The 21,536-nt window shown below is 70.8% G+C and carries 17 protein-coding genes; 9 read left to right on the plus strand and 8 right to left on the minus strand.

Going from position 1 to position 21,536, the window contains the following annotated elements; translation table 11 throughout:
• Positions 1-3,051 carry a DNA gyrase subunit A gene (gyrA, locus tag ACIA6B_RS10110; protein WP_396772389.1) on the minus strand — a complete coding sequence of 1,017 codons (3,051 nt, stop codon included), beginning with the start codon at positions 3,049-3,051 and terminating at the stop codon, positions 1-3.
• Between the two features lie 131 nt (positions 3,052-3,182).
• Positions 3,183-5,129, minus strand: coding sequence for a DNA topoisomerase (ATP-hydrolyzing) subunit B (gene gyrB / locus ACIA6B_RS10115; RefSeq protein ID WP_396772391.1), 1,947 nt, complete (start codon positions 5,127-5,129; stop codon positions 3,183-3,185).
• A 546-nt stretch (positions 5,130-5,675) separates the two neighbouring features.
• Here gyrB and ACIA6B_RS10120 point away from each other — a divergent pair.
• Positions 5,676-6,230: a hypothetical protein gene (locus ACIA6B_RS10120; RefSeq protein ID WP_396772392.1), complete on the plus strand. Its 555-nt coding sequence runs from the start codon at positions 5,676-5,678 to the stop codon at positions 6,228-6,230.
• A gap of 12 nt (positions 6,231-6,242) precedes the next feature.
• Here the strand turns inward: ACIA6B_RS10120 and ACIA6B_RS10125 are convergent, their stop codons facing one another.
• The 5 genes from ACIA6B_RS10125 to dnaA form a co-directional block, all read right to left on the minus strand.
• Positions 6,243-6,887, minus strand: a complete 645-nt coding sequence (locus ACIA6B_RS10125) for a DUF721 domain-containing protein (RefSeq protein ID WP_396772394.1) — start codon at positions 6,885-6,887, stop codon at positions 6,243-6,245.
• Positions 6,877-8,010, minus strand: a complete 1,134-nt coding sequence (gene recF / locus ACIA6B_RS10130) for a DNA replication/repair protein RecF (protein WP_396772395.1) — start codon at positions 8,008-8,010, stop codon at positions 6,877-6,879. The genes ACIA6B_RS10125 and recF overlap by 11 nt, the downstream gene beginning before the upstream one ends.
• Before the next feature lie 16 nt (positions 8,011-8,026).
• Positions 8,027-8,899, minus strand: coding sequence for a phosphogluconate dehydrogenase (NAD(+)-dependent, decarboxylating) (gnd, locus tag ACIA6B_RS10135; protein ID WP_396772396.1), 873 nt, complete (start codon positions 8,897-8,899; stop codon positions 8,027-8,029).
• Between the two features lie 40 nt (positions 8,900-8,939).
• Positions 8,940-10,073, minus strand: coding sequence for a DNA polymerase III subunit beta (dnaN, locus tag ACIA6B_RS10140; RefSeq protein WP_396772397.1), 1,134 nt, complete (start codon positions 10,071-10,073; stop codon positions 8,940-8,942).
• Positions 10,074-10,878: 805 nt separating this feature from the next.
• Positions 10,879-12,750: a chromosomal replication initiator protein DnaA gene (gene dnaA, locus ACIA6B_RS10145; protein WP_396772398.1), complete on the minus strand. Its 1,872-nt coding sequence runs from the start codon at positions 12,748-12,750 to the stop codon at positions 10,879-10,881.
• Positions 12,751-13,326: 576 nt separating this feature from the next.
• On the opposite strand from dnaA, the gene rpmH reads away from it, so the two are divergent.
• The 8 genes from rpmH to ACIA6B_RS10185 all read left to right on the plus strand — a co-directional run bounded on the left by rpmH (position 13,327) and on the right by ACIA6B_RS10185 (position 19,766).
• The gene (gene rpmH, locus ACIA6B_RS10150) at positions 13,327-13,464 is read left to right on the plus strand and encodes a 50S ribosomal protein L34 (RefSeq protein WP_091061882.1); all 138 of its coding nucleotides are present in this window, start codon (positions 13,327-13,329) and stop codon (positions 13,462-13,464) included.
• Positions 13,465-13,494: 30 nt separating this feature from the next.
• Positions 13,495-13,908, plus strand: a complete 414-nt coding sequence (rnpA, locus tag ACIA6B_RS10155; protein ID WP_396772399.1) for a ribonuclease P protein component — start codon at positions 13,495-13,497, stop codon at positions 13,906-13,908.
• Positions 13,909-13,949: 41 nt separating this feature from the next.
• Entirely contained in the window at positions 13,950-14,189 is a 240-nt protein-coding gene (gene yidD / locus ACIA6B_RS10160) for a membrane protein insertion efficiency factor YidD (protein ID WP_233220212.1), read from the plus strand.
• 3 nt (positions 14,190-14,192) lie between these two features.
• Positions 14,193-15,182, plus strand: a complete 990-nt coding sequence (yidC, locus tag ACIA6B_RS10165; RefSeq protein ID WP_396772400.1) for a membrane protein insertase YidC — start codon at positions 14,193-14,195, stop codon at positions 15,180-15,182.
• A 208-nt stretch (positions 15,183-15,390) separates the two neighbouring features.
• Positions 15,391-15,981 (plus strand): R3H domain-containing nucleic acid-binding protein, encoded by a 591-nt coding sequence (locus ACIA6B_RS10170; RefSeq protein WP_281933921.1) that lies wholly within the window; start codon positions 15,391-15,393, stop codon positions 15,979-15,981.
• A gap of 374 nt (positions 15,982-16,355) precedes the next feature.
• Positions 16,356-17,126: a 16S rRNA (guanine(527)-N(7))-methyltransferase RsmG gene (gene rsmG, locus ACIA6B_RS10175; protein WP_396772572.1), complete on the plus strand. Its 771-nt coding sequence runs from the start codon at positions 16,356-16,358 to the stop codon at positions 17,124-17,126.
• 240 nt (positions 17,127-17,366) lie between these two features.
• The gene (locus ACIA6B_RS10180) at positions 17,367-18,698 is read left to right on the plus strand and encodes an AAA family ATPase (RefSeq protein ID WP_396772401.1); all 1,332 of its coding nucleotides are present in this window, start codon (positions 17,367-17,369) and stop codon (positions 18,696-18,698) included.
• 27 nt (positions 18,699-18,725) lie between these two features.
• On the plus strand, positions 18,726-19,766 hold the full coding sequence (locus tag ACIA6B_RS10185) for a ParB/RepB/Spo0J family partition protein (RefSeq protein WP_396772402.1): 1,041 nt from the start codon (positions 18,726-18,728) through the stop codon (positions 19,764-19,766).
• A 329-nt stretch (positions 19,767-20,095) separates the two neighbouring features.
• Here ACIA6B_RS10185 and ACIA6B_RS10190 read toward each other — a convergent pair whose 3' ends face one another.
• Positions 20,096-20,341, minus strand: a complete 246-nt coding sequence (locus ACIA6B_RS10190) for a hypothetical protein (protein ID WP_396772404.1) — start codon at positions 20,339-20,341, stop codon at positions 20,096-20,098.
• Between the last annotated feature and the right edge of the window lie 1,195 nt (positions 20,342-21,536).

The raw sequence follows: 21,536 nt of genomic DNA on the forward strand, positions 1-21,536 counted from the left end.
CTAGTCCTGTTCGTCAGGCTCGTCGGCATTGCGAGCAATCGCCACGATAGTCACGCCGTCCGGGAGGTCCATCAGCTTGACCCCCATTGTGTTCCGGTCACGCGTACGGCGTACAGGCTTCACCGGAGTCCGGATGACGCCGCCGTTGCTCGTGATGGCGAACAACTCGTCCTCCGGATCGATCACGACCGCGCCGACCAGACCACCGCGTCGCTCGGTGATCTTCGCAGTCAGCACGCCCTTACCTCCCCGGCCCTGGACCGGGTATTCCTCGATCGGGGTACGTTTCGCGAACCCCCCGTTCGTTGCCACCAGCACGTCCAGGCCCTCCCGGACGACCTCGACGGCGAGCAGCTCGTCCTCGCCGCTGAAGCGCATGCCGATCACCCCCGAGGTGGCCCGGCCCATCGGACGCAGCGCCTCGTCGGTGGCGTTGAAGCGGATCGCCTGCGCGTTCTTGGAAACCAGCAACAGGTCGTCCTCCGGCGCCACCAGCACCGCACCGACCAGCTCGTCCTCATCGCGCAGGTTGACCGCGATGATGCCGCCGGAACGGTTGGAGTCGAACTCCTCGAGCCGCGTCTTCTTCACCAGGCCGTTCTTCGTGGCCAGTACCAGGTAGGGCGCCACCTGGTAGTTCGGGATTTCGATGATCTGCGCGATCTGCTCGTCCGGTTGGAACGCGAGCAGGTTGGCCACGTGCTGGCCCTTGGCCACCCTACTGGCCTCGGGAAGCTCGTACGCCTTCGCCCGGTAGACCCGACCCTTGTTCGTGAAGAACAGGATCCAGTCGTGGGTAGAGCATACGAAGAAGTGGCTCACGATGTCGTCCTGCCGGAGCGTCGCCCCGCTCACGCCCTTGCCGCCACGCCGCTGCGACCGGTACAGGTCGACCTTGGTCCGCTTCGCGTACCCGGTGCGGGTGATCGTCACGACCACGTCCTCGCGGGCGATGAGGTCCTCCATGGAGACCTCGCCGTCGAACGGCACGATCTTGGTGCGCCGGTCGTCGCCCCACTTCGCGACGATCTCGCCCAGCTCGTCGGAGACGATCTTCCGCTGCCGCTCCGGCTTCGCGAGGATGTCCTTGAGGTCGGCGATCTCGATCTCGAGCTTGGCCAGGTCGTCAAGGATCCGCTGCCGCTCCAGCGCGGCCAGCCGGCGCAGCTGCATGTCCAGGATCGCGGTCGCCTGGACCTCGTCGATCTCCAGCAGCCGGATCAGCCCCTGTCGGGCGTCCTCCACCGTCGGCGAGCGCCGGATCAGCGCGATCACCTCGTCCAGCGCGTCCAGCGCCTTGCTCAGGCCGCGCAGGATGTGCGCCCGCTCCTCCGCCTTGCGCAGCCGGAACGCGGTCCGCCGGCGGATCACCTCGATCTGGTGCTCGACGTAGTAGCGGATGAACTGCGCCAGGTTCAGCGTGCGCGGCACGCCGTCGACCAGCGCCAGCATGTTGGCGCCGAACGTCTCCTGGAGTTGGGTGTGCTTGTAGAGGTTGTTCAGCACCACCTTGGCGACCGCGTCGCGCTTGAGCACCAGCACGATCCGCATGCCGGTACGCCCGGAGGACTCGTCCCGGATGTCGGCGATGCCGGCGAGCTTGCCCTCCTTGATCAGCTCGGCGATCCGCTCGGCGAGATTGTCCGGGTTGACCTGGTAGGGCAGCTCGCTGACCACGAGCGCCGGCCGGCCCCGCTTGTCCTCCTCCACCTCGACCACGGCGCGCATCCGGATCGAGCCACGCCCGGTCCGGTACGCGTCCTGGATGGCCTGCTGGCCGACGATCAGGCCGTAGGTCGGGAAGTCCGGACCCTTGACGATCTCCAGCAGCGCTTCCAGCGTGGTCGCCTCGTCGGCCTCCGGGTGCTCCAGGCACCACTGCACCGCCGCGCCGATCTCCCGCAGGTTGTGCGGCGGGATCTTGGTGGCCATGCCGACCGCGATGCCCTCGGAGCCGTTGATCAGCAGGTTCGGGATCCGCGACGGCAGGATGGTGGGCTCCTTGGCCCGGCCGTCGTAGTTGTCCTGGAGGTCGACGGTGTCCTCGTCGATGTCCCGCAGCATCTCCATCGCCAGCGGGTCGAGCTTGCACTCGGTGTTGTGGCTGACGAAGCCGTCAGAGATGAAGGAGTGGTCGTCGGTGTCGACCCGAATGCTGTAGACCGGCTGGATCCCGGCGTCGGCAACGTCGGCAATCACCGCATAGCGGAAAGCGGTGGTGGGAACGGCCCACGGTAGCTTCCGCGCCGGATCTTCCAGATCTTGTGCACTTGTTGCTGCCGGGGCGACAACATCTGCACCCGAACCGGCCCGCGCCACGACGTCGCTGGGCTTGAGCTCCGACAGGAGACGCCAGCGGAGGTGACTCTCGCCGTCCGGACCAGCCACGAGACAGAGGACCGGGTGATTGTGGGTGCCGGTCAGCGTGTCACCGTCGCGGGTCGTGATCCGCAGCGTCGGGTGCTCGCCGGAGTGAAAAAACATGGAGGCCCGCGCCGGCTCGCCGACCAAGCCCTCCACCTTCAGGTCGATCGGAATCTCGCTGCTCGGCTCGGCGCCGGGCACGAGAGACGCGATCGGTACCTCGGCGCCGTCAGCCAGTCGAACGCACGTGTCTCCGGCGACGCAATAGCGCATCGCGGCGGCCGGGTCGTTTCCGGGCGAGCCGAAGTTGCCGTTGCCGTCAACGAGCGGGTAGCGCAGCGACCACGGCTGCGCCATCCGGACCAGCGCGTCGTAGATGGCCGAGTCGCCGTGCGGGTGGAACTGGCCCATCACGTCGCCGACGACGCGGGAGCACTTCACGTAGCCGCGGTCCGGCCGGTAGCCGGAGTCGAACATGGCGTAGAGGATCTTGCGGTGGACCGGCTTGAGCCCGTCCCGCACGTCCGGCAGGGCGCGCCCGACGATGACGCTCATCGCGTAGTCGAGGTACGAGCGCTGCATCTCGACCTCGAGGCCGACCGGCTCGATACGGTCGTGCTGGACGACCGCCGCCAGTGTCTCCGGGGCCTCCGGCTCGTTCGGGGTGGACTCGGGAAGATCGGTCACTGTTAACCCTTATCAGACTCAGAGTCGTGATCTAGCTGTGGATAACGGCTGTGGAAAGCGGCCAGGCTGTGGATAACTCTGTGGACCACCGGGCCGGTCGGTGGATCTCCGGCCGGCCCGGCACACGTCCGTCAGATGTCCAGGAACCGCACGTCCTTGGCGTTGCGCTGGATGAACGACCGGCGCGCCTCGACGTCCTCGCCCATCAGAACGCTGAACAGCTCGTCCGCGGTGGCGGCGTCGTCGAGCGTGACCTGGCGCAGCGTACGGGTGGCCGGATTCATCGTGGTCTCCCACAGCTCCGGGTAGTTCATCTCGCCGAGGCCCTTGAACCGCTGGATGTCGTCCGGCTTGGCGTTGGCCTTCTTCTGCTGGCGCAGCGCGATCAGCCCGTCCCGCTCCCGGTCGGAGTACGCGTACTGGGCGTCGTCGCCCTTCTTGTTCCACTTGATCTTGTAGAGCGGCGGGGCGGCCAGGTAGACGTGGCCCAGCTCGACGAGCGGTCGCATGAAGCGGAACAGCAGGGTGAGCAGCAGCGTCTGGATGTGCTGGCCGTCCACGTCGGCGTCGGCCATCAGCACGATCTTGTGGTAACGCAGCTTCTCGATGTCGAAGTCGTCGTGGATGCCGGTGCCGAGCGCGGTGATCAGCGCCTGCACCTCGTTGTTCTTCAGCACCCGGTCGATCCGGGCCTTCTCCACGTTCAGGATCTTGCCGCGGATCGGCAGGATCGCCTGGGTACGCGGGTCACGCCCCTGCTTGGCCGAACCGCCGGCCGAGTCGCCCTCGACGATGAAGACCTCGGACTCGCGCGGATCGGTGGACTGGCAGTCGGCCAGCTTGCCCGGCATCGAGCCGGACTCCAGCAGCGACTTGCGCCGGGCCAGCTTGCGCGCCTGCTGCGCGGCGATGCGGGCCCGGGCGGCCTGGGACGCCTTGGTGATGATGATCTTCGCCTCGGCGGGGTTGCGGTCGAACCAGTCGACCAGCGACTCGTTGCAGACCCGCTGGACGAAGCCCTTCACCGGGGTGTTGCCCAGCTTGGTCTTGGTCTGCCCCTCGAACTGCGGGTCGGTCAGCTTGACCGAGATGATCGCGGCCAGGCCCTCGCGGATGTCCTCACCGGAGAGCCGCTCGTCGCCCTTGAGCAGCTTCTTCTCCGCGCCGTAGCGGTTGACCACGCTGGTCAACGCGGCCCGGAAGCCCTCCTCGTGGGTGCCGCCCTCGTGGGTGTTGATGTTGTTGGCGAAGGTGTAGACCGACTCGCCGTACGACTCGTTCCACTGCATGGCGATCTCGACCGACATGCCGGTCTCCTCGGCGCCGAACTCGACCACCGTCTTGTGGATCGGGCTCTTCGACGCGTTGAGGTGCCGCACGAAGTCGGCGATGCCGCCCTCGTAGTGGAAGGTGACCTCGCGGGGCTTGCCCTCCTCGTCCTCCGGCACCCGCTCGTCGAGCAGGTGGATGGTGAGGCCTCGGGTGAGGAAGGCCATCTCCTGGAGGCGCCGGTAGATGGTGTGGAAGTCGAAGTCGACGGTCTCGAAGACGTCCGGGTCGGGCCAGAAGGAGACCGCGGAGCCGGTCCGGTCGGTCGCCTCGCCCTTCTCCAGCGGCGTCGGCTTCGACTGGTCGTAGCGCTGCCGCCAGACGAAGCCGTCCTTGTGGATCTCCACGGCCATCCGGCTGGAGAGCGCGTTGACCACCGAGACGCCGACGCCGTGCAGGCCGCCCGAGACCGCGTACGCCTTGCCGTCGAACTTGCCGCCCGCGTGCAGCACGGTCAGCGCGACCTCGACACCCGGCTTCTTCAACTTGGGGTGCAGGTCGACCGGGAAGCCCCGGCCGTTGTCGGTGACCCGGACGCCCCCGTCGGCCAGCAGCACCACGTCGATGGTGTCGCAGTATCCGGCCAGCGCCTCGTCCACCGCGTTGTCGACGACCTCCCACACCAGGTGGTGCAGACCGCGCTCGCCGGTGGACCCGATGTACATACCGGGCCGCTTCCGGACCGCTTCCAGGCCCTCCAGCACGGTGATGGACTCGGCGCCGTACTTCTTGTTGTCCTCCGCTGCCACGCTCGGCCACTTTCTCGCACCGGCCGCGCGTGGGCGCGGGGCGCGGGTTCGGCGGACAGGACGCGACGTCGACGTGCCCGCGCCGCTCCCGGGATCACCGGGTCACGGATCGGGTACGCCGGGCGCCGCGGTTGCCCGCGGATCGCGATCGGCTCGGACCCGATGCGGCACAATGATCAAGGGCCCTTGGGGGCCCATGTCGATCGCTCCGTGCCGGGTCTTTCGTCTCGCCCCCAATCTTACTGTGCGCAGCCGACCAAACCGCCACTCGGCACCCCTGGAGAGGCGGCTGAGAATGCCGTAGCCGGACGAACCTCGCTGCCCGCGACTCCCCCTACACGCCACCGGCACCCGCCGTGCCATCGGCCACGGCGACCGGTCCGGGCCGCCGGGCCGGTAACCGGCGGTTCGCGGGCCGGGGGTCGCGGTGGAACGCGACGTGCCGTACCTTTTGCGGCGCCGCCGTTGCGGTCTTGATCTTTCGCGCCCGGACCGGGGACCATCGCCTGGATGGTCCGACAGACGCTTGGTGAGAGGTGACGCCAGATGGGGCTGGACAACGTCGCGGTGCACTGGCCGCGTACCGGCCGCTTCTACGATCCGGTCGCGCCGGCTGAGTTCGTGGACTTCGGCGAAATCGTGGACATGCCACGCATCTCCGCCCCGACCGCCGCGCTCGCCGAGTTGATCGCGAAGACCGGCACGGTGCGGGCCACCGCGTACACCGAACTGGTCGACCTGATCCTCGGGCTGGAGAATGTGCTCTACGCCACGGAGAACGCGGCCGAGGACGAGGACCCGGTGATCGACCCGGACGGCTGCGCCTGGATCGCCGAGGGCGTGGAGAAGTTCGTCGCCCGGCACCGGCCGTACGGCGAGGCGGTCACGTTCGAGTCGGTCAGCGAGGTGCTGCGCGCGCTGCTCGGCGACGGGCGGCTGGCCGAGCAGCAGCTCCGCTGGCTGGAGAGCCGGCTCGACAAGCTGCGCGACGACAGCGGCGATCCGCCGCAGTGGAACTTCACCTGCGCCGAACTGAGCGTGCTGGCCGCGTTCTACCGGCGCTGCGCGGACCGTGGCTTCGCGGTCTACGCCGACGTGTAGCAGCCGCTCGGGTCAGCCGTAGGTGTCGCGGGGGCCACGGCCGCGGACCCGCCGGGGACCGCGCGACCAGGACGGCGCGGCCGGGCCGTGGATGTGCAGCTTGCGCACCACGTTGTGGCCGACCTCGCTGGCGATCTGCTTGAGCAACGAGCCGGCCAGCAGCCGCAACTGGGTGGCCCAGGCCGTCGAGCGGGCCTCCACGGTCAGCTCGCCGTTCTCCAGCTTCACCGGGCGGCTGTGCTGGGCGACCTCCGCGCCGACCACCTTCTCCCACGCGCCGAAGACGGTCGCCTCGGCCGCCGGCTGCTGCCAGCCGCGCGCCTTGACCAGCTTGTCGAGCACCGCGCCGAGCGGCTGCGGGTCACGCGGGTCCGGGCCGGGCCCGGAGTAGCCGCGCAGCCGCTTCTCGCCGTCGCCACGGACCGCGCTGCGTCGTCGAGGGCCGGCCGCGGCCTGGCGCCGGGCCTTCGCCGCGTCCAGCACCGCCCGGGCCAGCTCCGGCCCGGCCGGGCCGTCCGCCGGGCCCGGTTCGCCGTCCGCCGGCTTCCCGGGGGTACGCGCGGACGGCTCGCCCCGGCCGCCACGTGCCGCCGTCGCGCCGTCGCGTCCCGGCCCCAGCCGGGCCGGCGGGAGCCGGACCTCGTCGTCATCCGGCACGTCGCACCGCCCCCTCGCCAACCGTGTAACGGGCACCGCGCAGCGTCACCGGCACGTCGTCGTCCACCGCGCAGGTGACCAGGAGCTGGCTGGCGCCGCCGACCAGCTCGGCCAGGCGTTCCCGCCGGCCGGTGTCCAGCTCGGCGAAGACGTCGTCGAGCACCAGCACCGGCTCGATCCCGTCGGCGCGCAGCAGGTCGTACCCGGCCAGCCGCAGCGCCAGCGCGTAGGACCAGGACTCGCCGTGGCTGGCGTACCCCTTGACCGGCAACGGGCCGAGGGTGAGGGCCAGGTCGTCACGGTGCGGCCCAACAAGCGTGGTGCCGCGTTCGATCTCGGCGGCGCGGCCCGCGGCGAGCGCGGCGGTCAGCGCCTCGGCCAACGCCGGCCGGTCGGCGGCCGGTTCGGGCAGGTCGACCGACGGCCGGTAGGTGATCCCGGCCGCACCCCGGCCGGCCGCCACCGCGTCGTACGCCTTGGCCACGTGCGGGGTGAGCGCGGCGACCAGTTCCAGCCGGCCGGCGAGCAGGTCGGCCCCGTGCTGCGCCAGGTGGGCGTCCCAGACGGTGAGCGTGGACAGGTCACCGCCCCGGGAGCCGCCGGTCTTGCGGGCCAGGTACGCGGACCGCAGCAGCGCGTTGCGCTGCTTCACCACCCGCTCGTAGTCGGCACGGACACCGGCGTAGCGGGGCTGGCGGCTGACCAGCAGGTCGTCCAGGTAGCGGCGGCGTTCGCCCGGGTCACCGCGGACGAGTTCCAGGTCCTCCGGCGCGAAGAGCACCAGCCGCAGCGCGCCGAGCACGTCCCGGGCACGGCGGGCCGGGGAACGGCCGAGCCGGGCCCGGTTCGCCTTGCCCGGCACGATCTCCAGCTCGACGAGCAGTTCCCGGCCGTCGTGCACCACCGCGCAGCGGATCACCGCCGAGGTGGCGCCCATCCGGACCAGCGGGGCGTCCGTGGCGACCCGGTGCGAGTCCAGGGTCGCCACGTAGCCCAACGCCTCGACCAGGTTGGTCTTGCCGACGCCGTTGGCGCCGACGAGCACGCTCGGACCCGGCTCCAGGTCGACGCCGACCCGCTCGTACGAGCGGAAGTCGACCAGTTCGAGCCGGCGAACGTACACAGGCGGTGGACGCCGGTCAGCGCTTGTGGACGGCGTGCCCGCCGAACTGCTGGCGCAGCGCGGCGACGGCCTTCAGGGCGGGTGATTCGTCCTGCCGGGAGGCGAACCGGGCGAACAGCGCGGCGGTGATCACGTTGAGCGGCACGGCGAGCCGGACCGCCTCGTCGACCGTCCACCGGCCCTCGCCGGTGTCCTCGGTGTAGTCGCTCAGCTCGGCCAGCTCCGGGTCCTCGTCGAGGGCCCGGTCGAGCAGGTCGAGCAGCCAGGACTGGACGACGGTGCCCTTGCGCCACGACTTGACCACACCGGGGACGTTCGTCACCAGCTCGGACGCCGAGAGCAGCTCGAAGCCCTCCGCGTAGGCGTGCATCAGGCCGTACTCGATGCCGTTGTGCACCATCTTGGCGTAGTGGCCGGCGCCGACCGGGCCGGCGTGCACGAAGCCGAACTCGCCCTCGGGCCGGAGCGCGTCGAAGATCGGCATGAGCCGGTCGACGTGTTCCTGCGCGCCGCCGACCATCAGGCCGTAGCCGTTCTGCCGGCCCCAGACGCCGCCGGAGACGCCGACGTCGACGTAGCCGATGCCGTGCTCGTTGAGCCGCTCGGCGCGCGGGGCGTCGTCGCTGAACCGGGAGTTGCCGCCGTCGATGATGATGTCGCCCTCGCCGAGCACCCCGGCGAGGTCGTCGATGGTGGCGTCGGTGACGCCGGCCGGGACCATCACCCAGATGGCGCGCGGCGCGTCGAGCTTCTCGGCCAGCTCCGCGAGGCTCGCGGCGTCGCTGAGCTCCGGGTTGCGGTCGTAGCCGACCACCTCGTGCCCGGCGGCGCGCAGCCGTTCGCGCATGTTGCCGCCCATCCGGCCGAGTCCTACCAGGCCGAGCTGCATGTGCTGCTACCTCCGTACGTCAGGGTGGTGCTGCCGGCGATCAGCGGGAGACGCGGATCGGCATGATGAGGTACCGGTACCCCGGAATGACCTCGCCATCCTCGCCGGCCGGAGAAAGGACCGCGGGCTTGAAGGCGTCGACGAACCGCAGCAGGACGTGCTGGGCACCCAGGTTGGACAGGCCGTCGATCAGGTACTGCGGGTTGAAGCCGATGGTGAGCGGGTCACCGCTGAAGGTCGCCTCCATGGCCTCGCTGGCCCGGGCCTCCTCGGTGCCGCCGGCCTCCACGACCAGGCCGTCGGCGCTGAAGCTGAGCAGCACCGGGGTGGTGCGCTCGGCGACCAGCGCCACCCGCTTGACCACCTCGATGAGGGTGGCGACCGCGACCCGGGCCTCGGCGTTGTGGGCGGCCGGGAACAGCGAGCGCACCGGCGGGTAGTTGGCGCCGTCGAGCAGGCGGCTGGTGGTCCGGCGGGTGCCGCCGGAGAAGCCGATCATGCCTTCGCCGGCACCGCCGGCGGAGAGCGCCATGGTGACGTGCCCGCCGAGCGGGCCGAGCGCCTTCGCGGTGTCGTTCAGCGTGCGGGCCGGCACCAGCGCGTTGAGGCTGATCTCCGGGTCGTCCGGGTGCCACTCCATCTCGCGCAGCGCGAGACGGTAGCGGTCGGTGGCGAGCATGGCCATGGTGCCGCCGGACAGCTCGATCCGGACGCCGGTCATCATCGGCAGCGTCTCGTCGCGGCCGGCGGCCACGGCCACCTGGGCCACGGCGGCGGCGAACGCGGCGGCGTCGACGGTGCCGGCGCTCTCCGGCATCTCCGGCAGGGTCGGGTAGTCCTCCACCGGCATGGTGGGCAGTGTGAACCGGGCGCTGCCGCAGACCAGCTCCAGGTGGGAGCCGACGGCGGCGATGTCCACCGGCTTGGCCGGCAGCGCCTTGGTGATCTCGGCGAGCAGTCGACCGGAGACCAGTGCCGCGCCGTCCGCGTCCCCCTGCACCTCGACGGTGACCTGGCTGGAGACCTCGTAGTCGAAGCCCGAGACCTGGAGGTTGCCGTCGGTCACCCGGAGCATCACCCCGGCCAACACCGGCACGGAGGGTCGGTTGGGCAGGCTCTTGGCGGTCCACGCGACCGCCTCGGCGAGCGCGTCGCGCTCCACTCGGAACTTCATCAATGCCTCCGCGTCGACGTCAGCGACAACTCTCTCATGCCGACCGCTGCCACCCGTCCCGCCCGACCGTGCGGGTACCCATCGCACCTTAGGGCGCGTGGGCATCGGCTGTGCGCCCGACCCCGTGGATCCAGGTGCCCGGCTGACTGCCGACGGCAGCGCTGCGGCCCGATCCACAGAAAGTCCAACGGTGATGATTGGTTTTTGTTGTTTAGAAGAGATAACTCATCGTCTTCATCGCACCTGTGCAAACTGTGGAGAACCGGCGTCTGCGCAGGTCAGACACGTTTTCCACAGGTGGGTTGCCGGTGGATAACCCGGGGTACAACCCGGGTGGTGGTCCACAGGCCCCGCCGGCCGCCGGGTTTTCCACCGCCGTCCACCGGTTGTCCACCGGTAATCCACCGGTTTTCTCCCCAGCGCTGTGGACAACGCCGACGGCCCGGACCCCCGTCGTCCCCAGAACCTTCAACAGGATCCCCACAGGCGGCTCGTCGTCGGTGGACAACGCGACCGTCGTCCCCAGGCGTCCACAGGCTCGTCCCCAGGAGTTGTCCACAGTCTGTGGGTAACCGGCCGGGTGCACAGGGTGGTTTTCCACCGCCTGTGACACAGGGGATGTGGACAACCGGTACGAGCTGTGGACAACCACGACGCCGATTCTGGGCCCTCCACCGGGTCGAGGGTCAACCGGCGGCGTCCACGGGCGGCCCCGGGCCGTCGACCCGGCGTCCGACAGGCACGAAGAAGCCCGGCCGGAACGTCGTCCGGCCGGGCTTGTCGTGTCGGGTACGAGACGAGCGTCTCAGGTGTTCTGCTTGATCCGGTTCGTCAGCTCGGCGATCTGGTTGTAGAGCGAACGCCGCTCCGCCATCTGCTGCCGGATCTTGCGGTCGGCGTGCATCACCGTGGTGTGGTCGCGTCCGCCGAACGCCTGGCCGATCCGGGGCAGCGACAGGTCGGTCAGCTCCCGGCACAGGTACATGGCCACCTGGCGGGCGTTGACGAGCACCCGGGACCGGGAATGACCGCGCAGGTCCTCCAGGCTCACCCCGAAGTACTCGGAGGTCGAGACCATGATCTGGTCCGCGGTGATCTCCGGGCCGGCGCCGTCCGGGATGAAGTCGCGCAGCACCTCCTCGGCCAGCGACAGCTCGACCGAGGACCGGGTGAGGCTGGCGAACGCGGTGACCCGGATCAACGCGCCCTCAAGTTCCCGGATCGAGTTCGACACCCGGGAGGCGATGAACTCCAGCACGTCCGGCGGGGCGTAGAGCCGCTCCTGCGCCGCCTTCTTCTGAAGGATCGCGATCCGGGTCTCCAGGTCGGGCGGCTGGATGTCGGCGAGCAGGCCCCACTCGAACCGGGTCCGGAGCCGGTCCTCCAACGTCGCCAGCTGTTTCGGCGAGCGGTCGGAGGTGATGACGATCTGCTTGTTGGCGTTGTGCAGCGTGTTGAACGTGTGGAAGAACTCCTCCTGCGTCCGTTCCCGGTTCTCCAGGAACTGGATGTCGTCGATCAGGAGGATGTCCACGTCCCGGTAGCGGCGCTGGAACGCGCTGGTCTTGTCGTCCCGCAAGGAGTTGATGAAGTCGTTGGTGAACTCCTCGGTCGAGACGTACCGGACCGAGCGGGCGTTGCCCAACGTGGTGGCGTAGTGCCCGATGGCGTGCAGCAGGTGGGTCTTGCCCAACCCGGAGCTGCCGTAGATGAACAGCGGGTTGTACGCCTTGGCCGGCGACTCGGCCACCGCCACGCTCGCCGCGTGCGCGAAGCGGTTGGACGAGCCGATGACGAACGTCTCGAACATGTACTTCGGGTTGAGCCGGTTGCCGCCGCTCTCCACGCCGGGCAGCCGGCGATCGGCCTGCCCGCCCGGCCGGTGGTGATCGGCGGTGCCGCGGCCGGGGCCGTTGTCGGTGGCGCCACGGCCCGGACCGTTGTCGGTGGCGCCGCGCCCCGGACCGTTGTCGGTGACACCGTCCCGGGGCAGTCCGCGCAGCGGCGGGGAGTCGACCGGCCCCGGGGCCTCCCGGTAGCGGGGCTCGTACCCACCCCGGTCCGGAGCGGCCGGCTCCAGGTCGGGGCGGTCGTCGAAGGACCGGCGGTCGGGGGCGGCGCGCAGCGGCTCGGCGAACGCGGCGCCGAAGAGCGTGTCCTGCCCGTCCCGGCCGGCGGGGATCAGGTGCGGCCGGCCGCCGTCCGCGTTCCGCTGCCGTGGCGCGGGCTCCTCCAGCGGATGCTCCGGTCGGGCGTCCGCCGCGTACTGGGGCTCCGGGCGGGGCGCGGGGTAGGCGGACTCGGGGGGCGGGCCGGCCCGGTCGAATCCGGGGAGCAGACTGACCGCGCCCTCCCGGTCGGGAAGCGGTTCCGGGCCGCTGCGGTACACCGTGCCGGCCGGTCGCCCGCTCGGGTCGTCGGGGACCCGCACGGTGACGGCCACCTGGATCGGTCGGCCGAGCCGGCGGCTCAACGCCTCGGTGATGGCCGGGCGGAGCCGGGACTCGATCACGTCGCGGGTGAACGCGTCCGGCACGGAGAGCAGCGCGGTGTCCTCGACGATCGCGCGGAGCCGGGTCAGCCGGAGGTACGCCCGTTGCTGGGCGGAGATGATCTCGTCGGCGAGTTCCTCGGTGGCCGCCGCCCACACCGCGGCAAGGTCTGTCGCTCCGGTCACCGTCGTGCCACCCCCTCGCCTGATCCTCACGCCCGCCCGGACGGCTGACCGGTCGTCATCCACAAGTTATCCACAGCCTGTGTACCGACCGATTGTGGCCGCCCACCGGACGCGGGTCGGACCTGCCCCCCTGATTGGCGGAGGCGCTGAAGCGGGTTCACCGTGCCGAACGATTCAACAGCTTGTCCGGTCTTGCCGGTCGGCGACAAACCCGGGCACCCGACGCCGACCGCAATCGCGCACGCTAACAGCGCGGACCCCGCGCCATCAACCGCCGACACCCTTGAGGCGGTGACGACCGCACCGGAAACGACCCCGTCGGCCGCCGTCGCGGCGCAGGTCGGGGCCGGGCGGGAAGGGTTTGACGGTCATTGCGGTGCTGCGTAGGCTGGAGCGGATGCTCTCTCGCCCTCTGCTAGGGTGATGGATGCTCGTTGCCTGCGGCCACCTCCCCAGCACCACCGGGGGCCGGTTCGCCGGGCAGCGTCGATCAGCGGTCACCGTCGAGGTGATCGGGACCAGCACAGGACCCCGGGCGATCCGCCGCGCGGGGCGTACGACAACGGAGAGCCTGACGTGAGCAAGCGCACCTACCAGCCGAACAACCGCCGGCGCGCGAAGACCCACGGCTTCCGGCTGCGCATGCGCACCCGTGCCGGCCGCGCCATCCTTTCGACCCGTCGCGCCAAGGGCCGCACCCGCCTGGCGGCCTGAGGCCGACCGGGTCCGGGGACGTGGGCAGTCGTGCTGGCCGCCGCACAGCGACTGCGGCGCAGTAGCGACTTCGCCGCAGCGGTTCGTGGTGGCCGACGCGTCGGCCGTGGCGCCGTCGTGGTCCACCTGACGCTCCCCGAGCCGACCGAGTCCACCGCGACACCTTCGCCGGAGCCGGCGCGGAGCAGCGGTGCGGAGATCTCCGCACCCCGCCGCGCCGGCTTCGTCGTGTCCAAGGCCGTCGGCGGCGCGGTGGTGCGCAACAAGGTCCGCCGCCGGCTGCGGGACCTGGTCCGGGACCGCCTGGCCGAACTGCCCGCCGGCACCACCCTGGTGGTACGCGCCCTGCCCCCGGCCGCCGACGCGGCGTACGCCCGACTCGGGGCGGACCTGGACGCCGCGCTCGCCGCCGCACGGGCCCCCCGGGGACGGCGGTCGCGATGAACGGCGGCGCCACGACCCCCTCGCCGACAACCGGTGCCCGCATGCTGCTGGTACCCATCATCGCGTACCGTCGGTGGATAAGTCCGGCACTGCCGGCCCGCTGCCGGTTCTACCCGTCGTGCAGTGCCTACGCCGTGGAGGCGGTGTCCCGGCACGGCGCGTTGCGGGGAGCCTGGCTGACGGTCCGGCGGCTGTCGCGCTGCCACCCCTTTCACCCAGGTGGACACGACCCGGTGCCGGAGCCGGGCGGTCGCCGCCGTGCCGACGTGACTGGAGCCTGAGAATTGAGTCTCGACTGGATCTACTACGCGATCTCGTGGATCCTGCTGACCTGGCACTCGGCCTGGGACGCCATCGGGGTGCCGGTCGGCGCGGTCATCGGCACGAACTGGGCCTGGATCCTCGCCATCATCTTCCTGGTGGTGACGGTCCGGGTGATCCTGTTCCCGGTCTTCGTCAAGCAGATCAAGTCGCAACGGGCCATGCAGGCGCTCCAGCCGAAGGTGAAGGAGCTCCAGGAGAAGCACAAGGGTGACCGGGAGACGCTCCAGAAGGAGATGATGGAGCTCTACCGGAAGGAAAAGGCCAACCCGCTGATGGGCTGCCTTCCGATGTTCCTCCAGATCCCGGTCTTCCTGGGCCTGTTCCACACGCTCAAGCGGCTCAACCCGACGAACCCCGGCAAGACGCTCTACGGCTGGACGGCCGACCAGTTCAACAGCGCCTCCAGCGCGAAGCTCTTCACCGCCCCGATCTCCGGCCGGTTCGGCTCGACCGCCGCCGACCTGGCCCCGCTGGGCGCGAACACCGGCACCGTGAAGCTGATCGCCGGCATCCTGGTGCTCATCATGATCGCCACGACCTACCTCACCAGCCGGCAGATGATCCTCAAGACCGGCTGGGCGGAGGACCCGCAGCAGCGCATGGTGCAGCGACTGATGCTCTACGGCATCCCGGTCTCGCTGCTGGTCTCGGGCTCGATCTTCCCGATCGGTGTGATCATCTACTGGGTCACCAACAACCTCTTCACGCTCGGCCAGCAGCAGTGGGTGCTGCGGAAGTTCCCGCCGCTGGTGCCGCCGAAGAAGGCCACCGCCACCGCCGGCAAGACCACCGCCCAGCCGGCCAAGACCAGTGGCCTGTTCGGTCGCAAGGCCGCCGCGCCGGTGGCCAAGGCCCCGGCCGCCGCGCCGAAGGTGGCCGGTCCGAAGCCGGGCGCCAAGCCGACCAACCCGAAGAAGGGCGGCAACCGCCCCGCCAAGCGGCAGGGCTGAGCCGCACCGGGCCGCCGCCGCGACCGGTGGCGGCCCCTCCGGACCCGAGCAGCACCCGAGGAGTCGGCGCCGGGCCGGAACCGCCGCGCGACGCGCGGTCACGGGCGACACTGGCCCGTACGGACGTGCCCGAGGGGCATCCGGCGAACCTCCCGCCGGCCCCCGGGAGACAAGCGGACCTCGACGGTCCGGCCGAGCGAGTACGGAGATGAGACCCGTGACCGACACCAGCATCCCCAGCGCCGACCAGTCCGTGGACGAGGAGATCCCCGCGGCTGCCGCCACCGAGACCGACGAGGGCACGGCCGGGACCCGGGAGAAGAAGGCCCCGGCCGACAGCGACCTGTTCCGGCAGAGCGAGATCGCCGCCGACTACGTCGAGGGCCTGCTGGACATCCTCGACTACGACGGCGACATCGACGAGTTGGTCTCCGGTGGCCGGCCCGTCGTCGAGGTGGTCGGCGGTCGACTGCAGAACCTGGTCGGCCAGCGCGGCGCCACCCTGGAGGCACTCCAGGAGCTGGCCCGCCTGGCGGTGTTCCGGCAGACCGGCACGCCGAGCCGCCTGCTGCTGGACGTCGGCGGCTACCGGGCCGCCCGGCGCAAGGAACTGGCCGCGGTCGCCAAGAACGCGGTCGAGAAGGTCAAGGAGCACGGCGAGCCGGTGCGCCTGGAGCCGATGTCGGCGTTCGAGCGCAAGTGCGTGCACGACGTGGTCAACGCGATGAGCGGTGTGGAGAGCGAGTCCGAGGGCGTGGAGCCGAACCGCCGCATCGTCGTCCGGCCGGTTGCGGACTGAGGTCAGTGACCTCCGACGACACGACGGCGGACGCCGTGGCCGGCCCGGGTGGTACGCCACCCGGGCCGCCGGCTGTGCGGCCCGAAACGACCCCCGACCCGTTCCGCTCCGACGAGGACCGGCCGGCTGATCCGGCGTACGCGCCCGAGGCCGCGGTCGATCCCGAGTTCTCCGGCGACACCACGACGGTGGACGGCACCGAGCCTCCCGCCGCCACCGAGGTGACACCGGCCTTCTCCGGTGACGTGCCGGCAGCGGCTGAGCCCGTCGACGCCGACGCTCCGGCCGGGACGGTCGACCCGTTCTTCGCCGAACCGGACGTGGTGGCGGTGCCGGCCTTCGCGGATCCGGCAGCCGTTTCCGAGCCGTCCACGGTGGACGGGCCCGTCGCGGGTGCCGCGCCCGACCCGGCCGACGCCACATTGCCGCCGGAGCTGGCGGAGGCCGCACGCGCCCTCTTCGGCGACCGGCTCGACCTCGCCGCCGCGTACGCCGAACTCCTGGCCACCGAGGGTGTGCTCCGGGGCCTGATCGGGCCCCGCGAGACGCCCCGGCTCTGGGACCGGCACCTGCTCAACTGCGCCGTGGTGGCGGAGCGGATCCCGGCGGACGCCCGCGTGATCGACGTCGGTTCCGGTGCCGGACTCCCCGGCCTGGTGCTGGCGATCGCCCGCCCGGATCTCACCGTGACCCTTGTCGAACCGCTCGCCCGCCGGGTCGCCTTCCTGGTGGAAGCGGTGCAGCGCCTCGGCCTGACCCGGTCCGTCCGGGTGTTCCGGGGGCGGGCCGACGAGGCGGCGGCCGGTTCCCGGGACCGCGATCCGCTCTCCGCCGACATCGTCACCGCACGGGCCGTGGCCCCGCTGGACCGGCTCGCCGGCTGGTGTCTCCCGCTGATCGTGCCGGGCGGCCGGCTGCTGGCGCTCAAGGGCGCCTCCGCGGCCGAGGAGATCGCCGAGCACGCCGATGCGGTGACCCGGCTCGGCGGCGGGGAGCCCACCCTGCACCGGTGCGGGACCGGATTGATCGATCCGGCGGCAACGGTGGTCGAGGTGGTCCGGGAACGGGTGGTCAACCCGAAGAAGCCGAAGGCGAAGCGCTCGCGTGGCGGTCGCCGACGTGGCGACCGTAACCGGGATCGCTGAGCGGAGCAGGCTTTCCGGATGCCCCACGGGTCGTTGGACCCGTGGGGCGTGACCGGATCGATCACAACCCGACATGGACCCGCCACGCCCGTCGGCCGTAGGCTGACCGCGCGTCGATAGTGTGGAGCGGCGGTGCCGGGCGGCACCCGACCCGACCGTTTCGCCGGCCGGTGACGCCGCGCACAGCGGAGGCCCGATCGACGGTGCGGACCGACCATCCGGAGCGGGTAGGGATGACAGGTGCATGACGACGGCAGGTACGACGAGCCACGGCTGACCGGCGCCGGCGGGCGAGCCCCGGACGGTTCCGTTTCACGTGAAACCAGCTACCAGGAGTGGGCGGTGAACGATTTCCGTGACGCCTTGTCGCCTTCTCCCGTCGACCCGGCCCACCGGCCGGAGGCGTCGGTGGCGGGCTCTCTCCGACCGGTCTCGTCCGCACCGGCCAACGTCCCGCCGGCCCGCGAACCGCACGACCCGAGCGACGGCCCGGTGAACGCCCCGTCCCCGCGACCGGCATCGGTGCGGGCCAACGTCGCGATCCCCGCCCGTTACGAACCACAACCGCCGGTCTCCGCCGTACCGCACCAGCCCGTCCCGGACCCGGTGTCGGCCGACACGCCACCGGTCGCCGGATACGGGGACGAGGCAGCAGCCGACACGTACGTTTCACGTGAAACCCCGACGCGCGAAGAGGATGACCCACCGTTGGCTATGGAGGCGATGCGCGCCGTGCAGATCCTGAATCCCAGTGGCGAGGTCAACATGCCCCGCCCCGACCGGACCCGGGTGATGTGCGTCGCCAACCAGAAGGGTGGCGTGGGCAAGACCACCACCACCGTGAACCTGGCGGTGGCGCTCGCGCTGCACGGCAACCGCGTGCTCGTGGTCGATCTCGACCCGCAGGGCAACGCGTCCACCGGGCTGAACGTGCCACACCACACCGGTGTGCCGGACGTCTACGACTGCCTCATCGACAGCGTGCCGCTGGAGGAGGTGGCCCAGGCGGTCGAGGGCATCCCCAACCTGTGGTGCGTGCCGGCGACCATCGACCTGGCCGGCGCCGAGATCGAGCTGGTCTCGGTGGTCGCCCGGGAGTCCCGCCTGTCGCGCGCCATCGAGGCGTACCCCGGCCACTTCGACTACGTCTTCATCGACTGCCCGCCCTCGCTCGGCCTGCTGACCGTCAACGCGTTGGTGGCCGCGCAGGAGGTGCTGATCCCCATCCAGTGCGAGTACTACGCGCTCGAAGGGCTCAACCAGCTGATCAACAACATCAACCTGGTACGCCAGCACCTCAACCCGAAGCTCGACGTCTCCACCATCCTGTTGACCATGTACGACCGGCGTACCCGGCTGGCCGACGCGGTGGAGCAGGACGTCCGGAACCATTTCGGGGACAAGGTGCTCCAGGCCGTTATTCCCCGCAACGTGCGTGTCTCCGAGGCACCGAGCTACGGCCAGTCGGTCATGACCTACGATCCCGGTTCGCGGGGTGCCACGAGCTACTTCGAGGCCGCCCAGGAGATCGCCGAACGAGGGGTCAAGGAGCCGGTGAGCCGGAATGCGTAGTGCGGAGAAGTCGCTGGGAGGCGTCGCATGAAGAACCGTCCCCGCGGCGGTCTGGGCCGAGGGCTCGGCGCCCTCATCCCCACCGGGCCGGCGCCGGACGTCGCCCCGCCGGAGGCCGATGAGGCATCCGTCCCGACGGTGGCCACCCCGGCTTTTCCCGTCGCGGATCCGCCCCCCACCGGGGCCGGTGCGGTTCTCGACCGCGGCAGGCCGGCCGCCGAGCCGGAGTTCGAGCTGAGTCCGGTGCCGGGTGCCCGCTTCGCCGAGATCCCGGTCGACAGCATCGTGCCGAACCCGAAGCAGCCGCGCCACGTCTTCGACGAGGAGGCGTTGGAGGAGCTGAAGACCTCGATCCAGGAGGTCGGCTTCCTCCAGCCGATCGTCGTGCGGCAGCTCGACGGCGAGAAGTACGAACTCGTCATGGGTGAGCGGCGCTGGCGTGCCGCCCAGGCGGTCGGTCGGGAGAGCATTCCCGCCATCGTCCGGGAGACCAAGGACGACGCGATGCTCCGGGACGCGCTGCTGGAGAACATCCACCGCGCCAACCTGAACCCGCTCGAAGAGGCGGCGGCCTACCAGCAGTTGCTGGAGGAGTTCGGTGCCACCCACGAGGAACTGGCCCGCCGGATCGGCCGTAGCCGACCGCAGATCTCCAACACCATTCGCCTGATGAACCTCCCCGGGGCCGTGCAGCGGCGGGTCGCCGCCGGGGTACTCTCCGCCGGCCATGCCCGGGCGCTGCTCAGCCTCGATGACGGTGAGGCCCAGGAGAAGCTCGCCACGCGGATCGTCGCCGAAGGCATATCAGTACGCGGCACCGAGGAGTTGGTGGCTCTGGCGCTGGCTGAGGGGCCGGCAAAGCCCCCTGCGGCCAAGCGGCGGACCAAGGCGCATGCTCCCGCGCTCTCCGATCTCGCCGACCGGCTCTCCGACCGCTTCGACACTCGCGTGAAGGTCGACATCGGCCGGAGCAAAGGCAAGATCACGATCGAGTTCGCGACCGTCGACGACCTGGAGCGGATCGTCGGCATCATCGGGGTGGGCCAGGAGGAACAGCCCGAGGAGTGACTCACTGCCCGACCCGACCGGCCGCACACCCGTTGAGGGGTGCGGCCGGTGGCATTCCGGGCACCCGGTCCGCCGCTGCGGTTTGCCCCAACAATGCTGCGCCTTGCGCCCGTTGTCGTTCGCTCGACGTGCTGCGCCTCACGCCCGTTGGCGTTCGTCGGACGTGACGCGCCCCGATCGTTGGTCACCCGGGCGCGCCGCGCTGCCACCGATGCCGTTCGCTGGTCCTGCGGCGCTCGACGCGAGCAACTGTCGAGCGCCGGCACCCCCAGCCGTGGAACGCGCCGGGCCGGTGCGGGGGCGTGAGCGGTAGGGCCAGCGGTGCTGTTTCACGTGAAACGGCCCGGGCCTGTCAGGACCCCGCAAGCGCGTTTCCCATCCGCCTTGATGGTCTCGATCCGGATAGGCACCGCCCCCGCCCAGTAGGCCAACACGCGGTCCTTGCGTTGCTCGTTGCACGCGAACGAGCCGTGGCGACGGCGGCGTGTTTGTCGCCGGCCCTGCTCGATCTTCTCCCCTCCCGACCAGAGCCTCGCCGTGTCGTTGAGCCGATCTGCCTCGACCCGGCTGATCATCGGCCTTGCCCGTCGTGCTGTCCTGTGGCGGCGTGCGTGGTGCGCCCGGGCCGGCACCCGGTCGATCACCGGCGGGCCGCCGGGGGCCGGGGATCACCCGCTTCCCGCATGACAAGCCTGGCCTCGCGATGGTGCCCATGACGGCAAACACGGGCGCGACAGGTAGGGGCGCCGCGGTACAGGTGTGCCGCATCGGGAACGGCGCGTCGAAGGGCAGCCGTCCCGCAGCTTCGCGGCAATCCCTGCCACATCCTGGCTCAGTCACCGGCGCAGCCTCGCCGAGTTACCGGCACAGCCTGCTTAGTGACCGGCGCAGCGCGGCCGAGTTACCGGCGCAGCGTGGCCGAGTTACCGGCGCAGCGTGGCCGAGCTGCCCGGCGCAGCACCCAAGCGGTTCCGGTGCCCCGCGACGGCAGAGGCGAGCGTCGCGCTCAAGCCGCACATCCCCCTGGCCGCACTTTGCGCGGGCCGGCATCGGCCGGCGGCTTCGAAATGAGGTCTCCGCCCGGGACGGATGCGATGCCTTTCCTACGGAGCGCTGAAGACCCGAGCAGATCCGACCACGCGGCGCGGCCGGGTCTGGGAGCGCTTCAGGCGTGAGTCGACCGGTAGGACGAGTTCGGGCGTCGAGAGGTTGGCGGGAGACCTGCGGCAACCCGGCAAGCCGGCGTCTGAGGCAGCCCGAGTCGGCCCGAAGCACGCCGCTGCGGCGCGCCGATTGACGCCGCTCGTACGTCCCGCACCTTCGCAGCCGGAACCACTTCCTGGACGTATCCCACTGGGGGCGCGTCAACGATGCCCGGGAGGACCATCGGTGCCACCGCCCCGCAGTCCATCACCGGGCATACACCAGCGAGCACCCTGTCCGGGATGGATTCGTGAGTGGCGACGGAAGGCTTCTTCGTGTGGGCGGGCGAGCGTTCCTGCGGCGGCGGGCGAGCACGTGCGCGGCGGCGGGCCCTGAACCCGGCGATCCCCGTAGCCCTGGTTTCACGTGAAACGGAAGAGGGTCGCCTCCAAGCGAGCGCGGCACCTCCTCCAGCGCCTGAACCGTGACGACCCCGCGCGTCCAGGAGTCATGGAACGCTCCGTTTCACGTGAAACGGGTCAGCCCACGGGCCAGGACTGACCCCCTCTGGGCCGGTGCGTCGGAGCACTCCGCTCGTTGAACGGAAGGGTCGACGGGACGGCTCAC

This window comes from Micromonospora sp. NPDC051141 (assembly GCF_044455765.1).
GTDB lineage: Bacteria > Actinomycetota > Actinomycetes > Mycobacteriales > Micromonosporaceae > Micromonospora.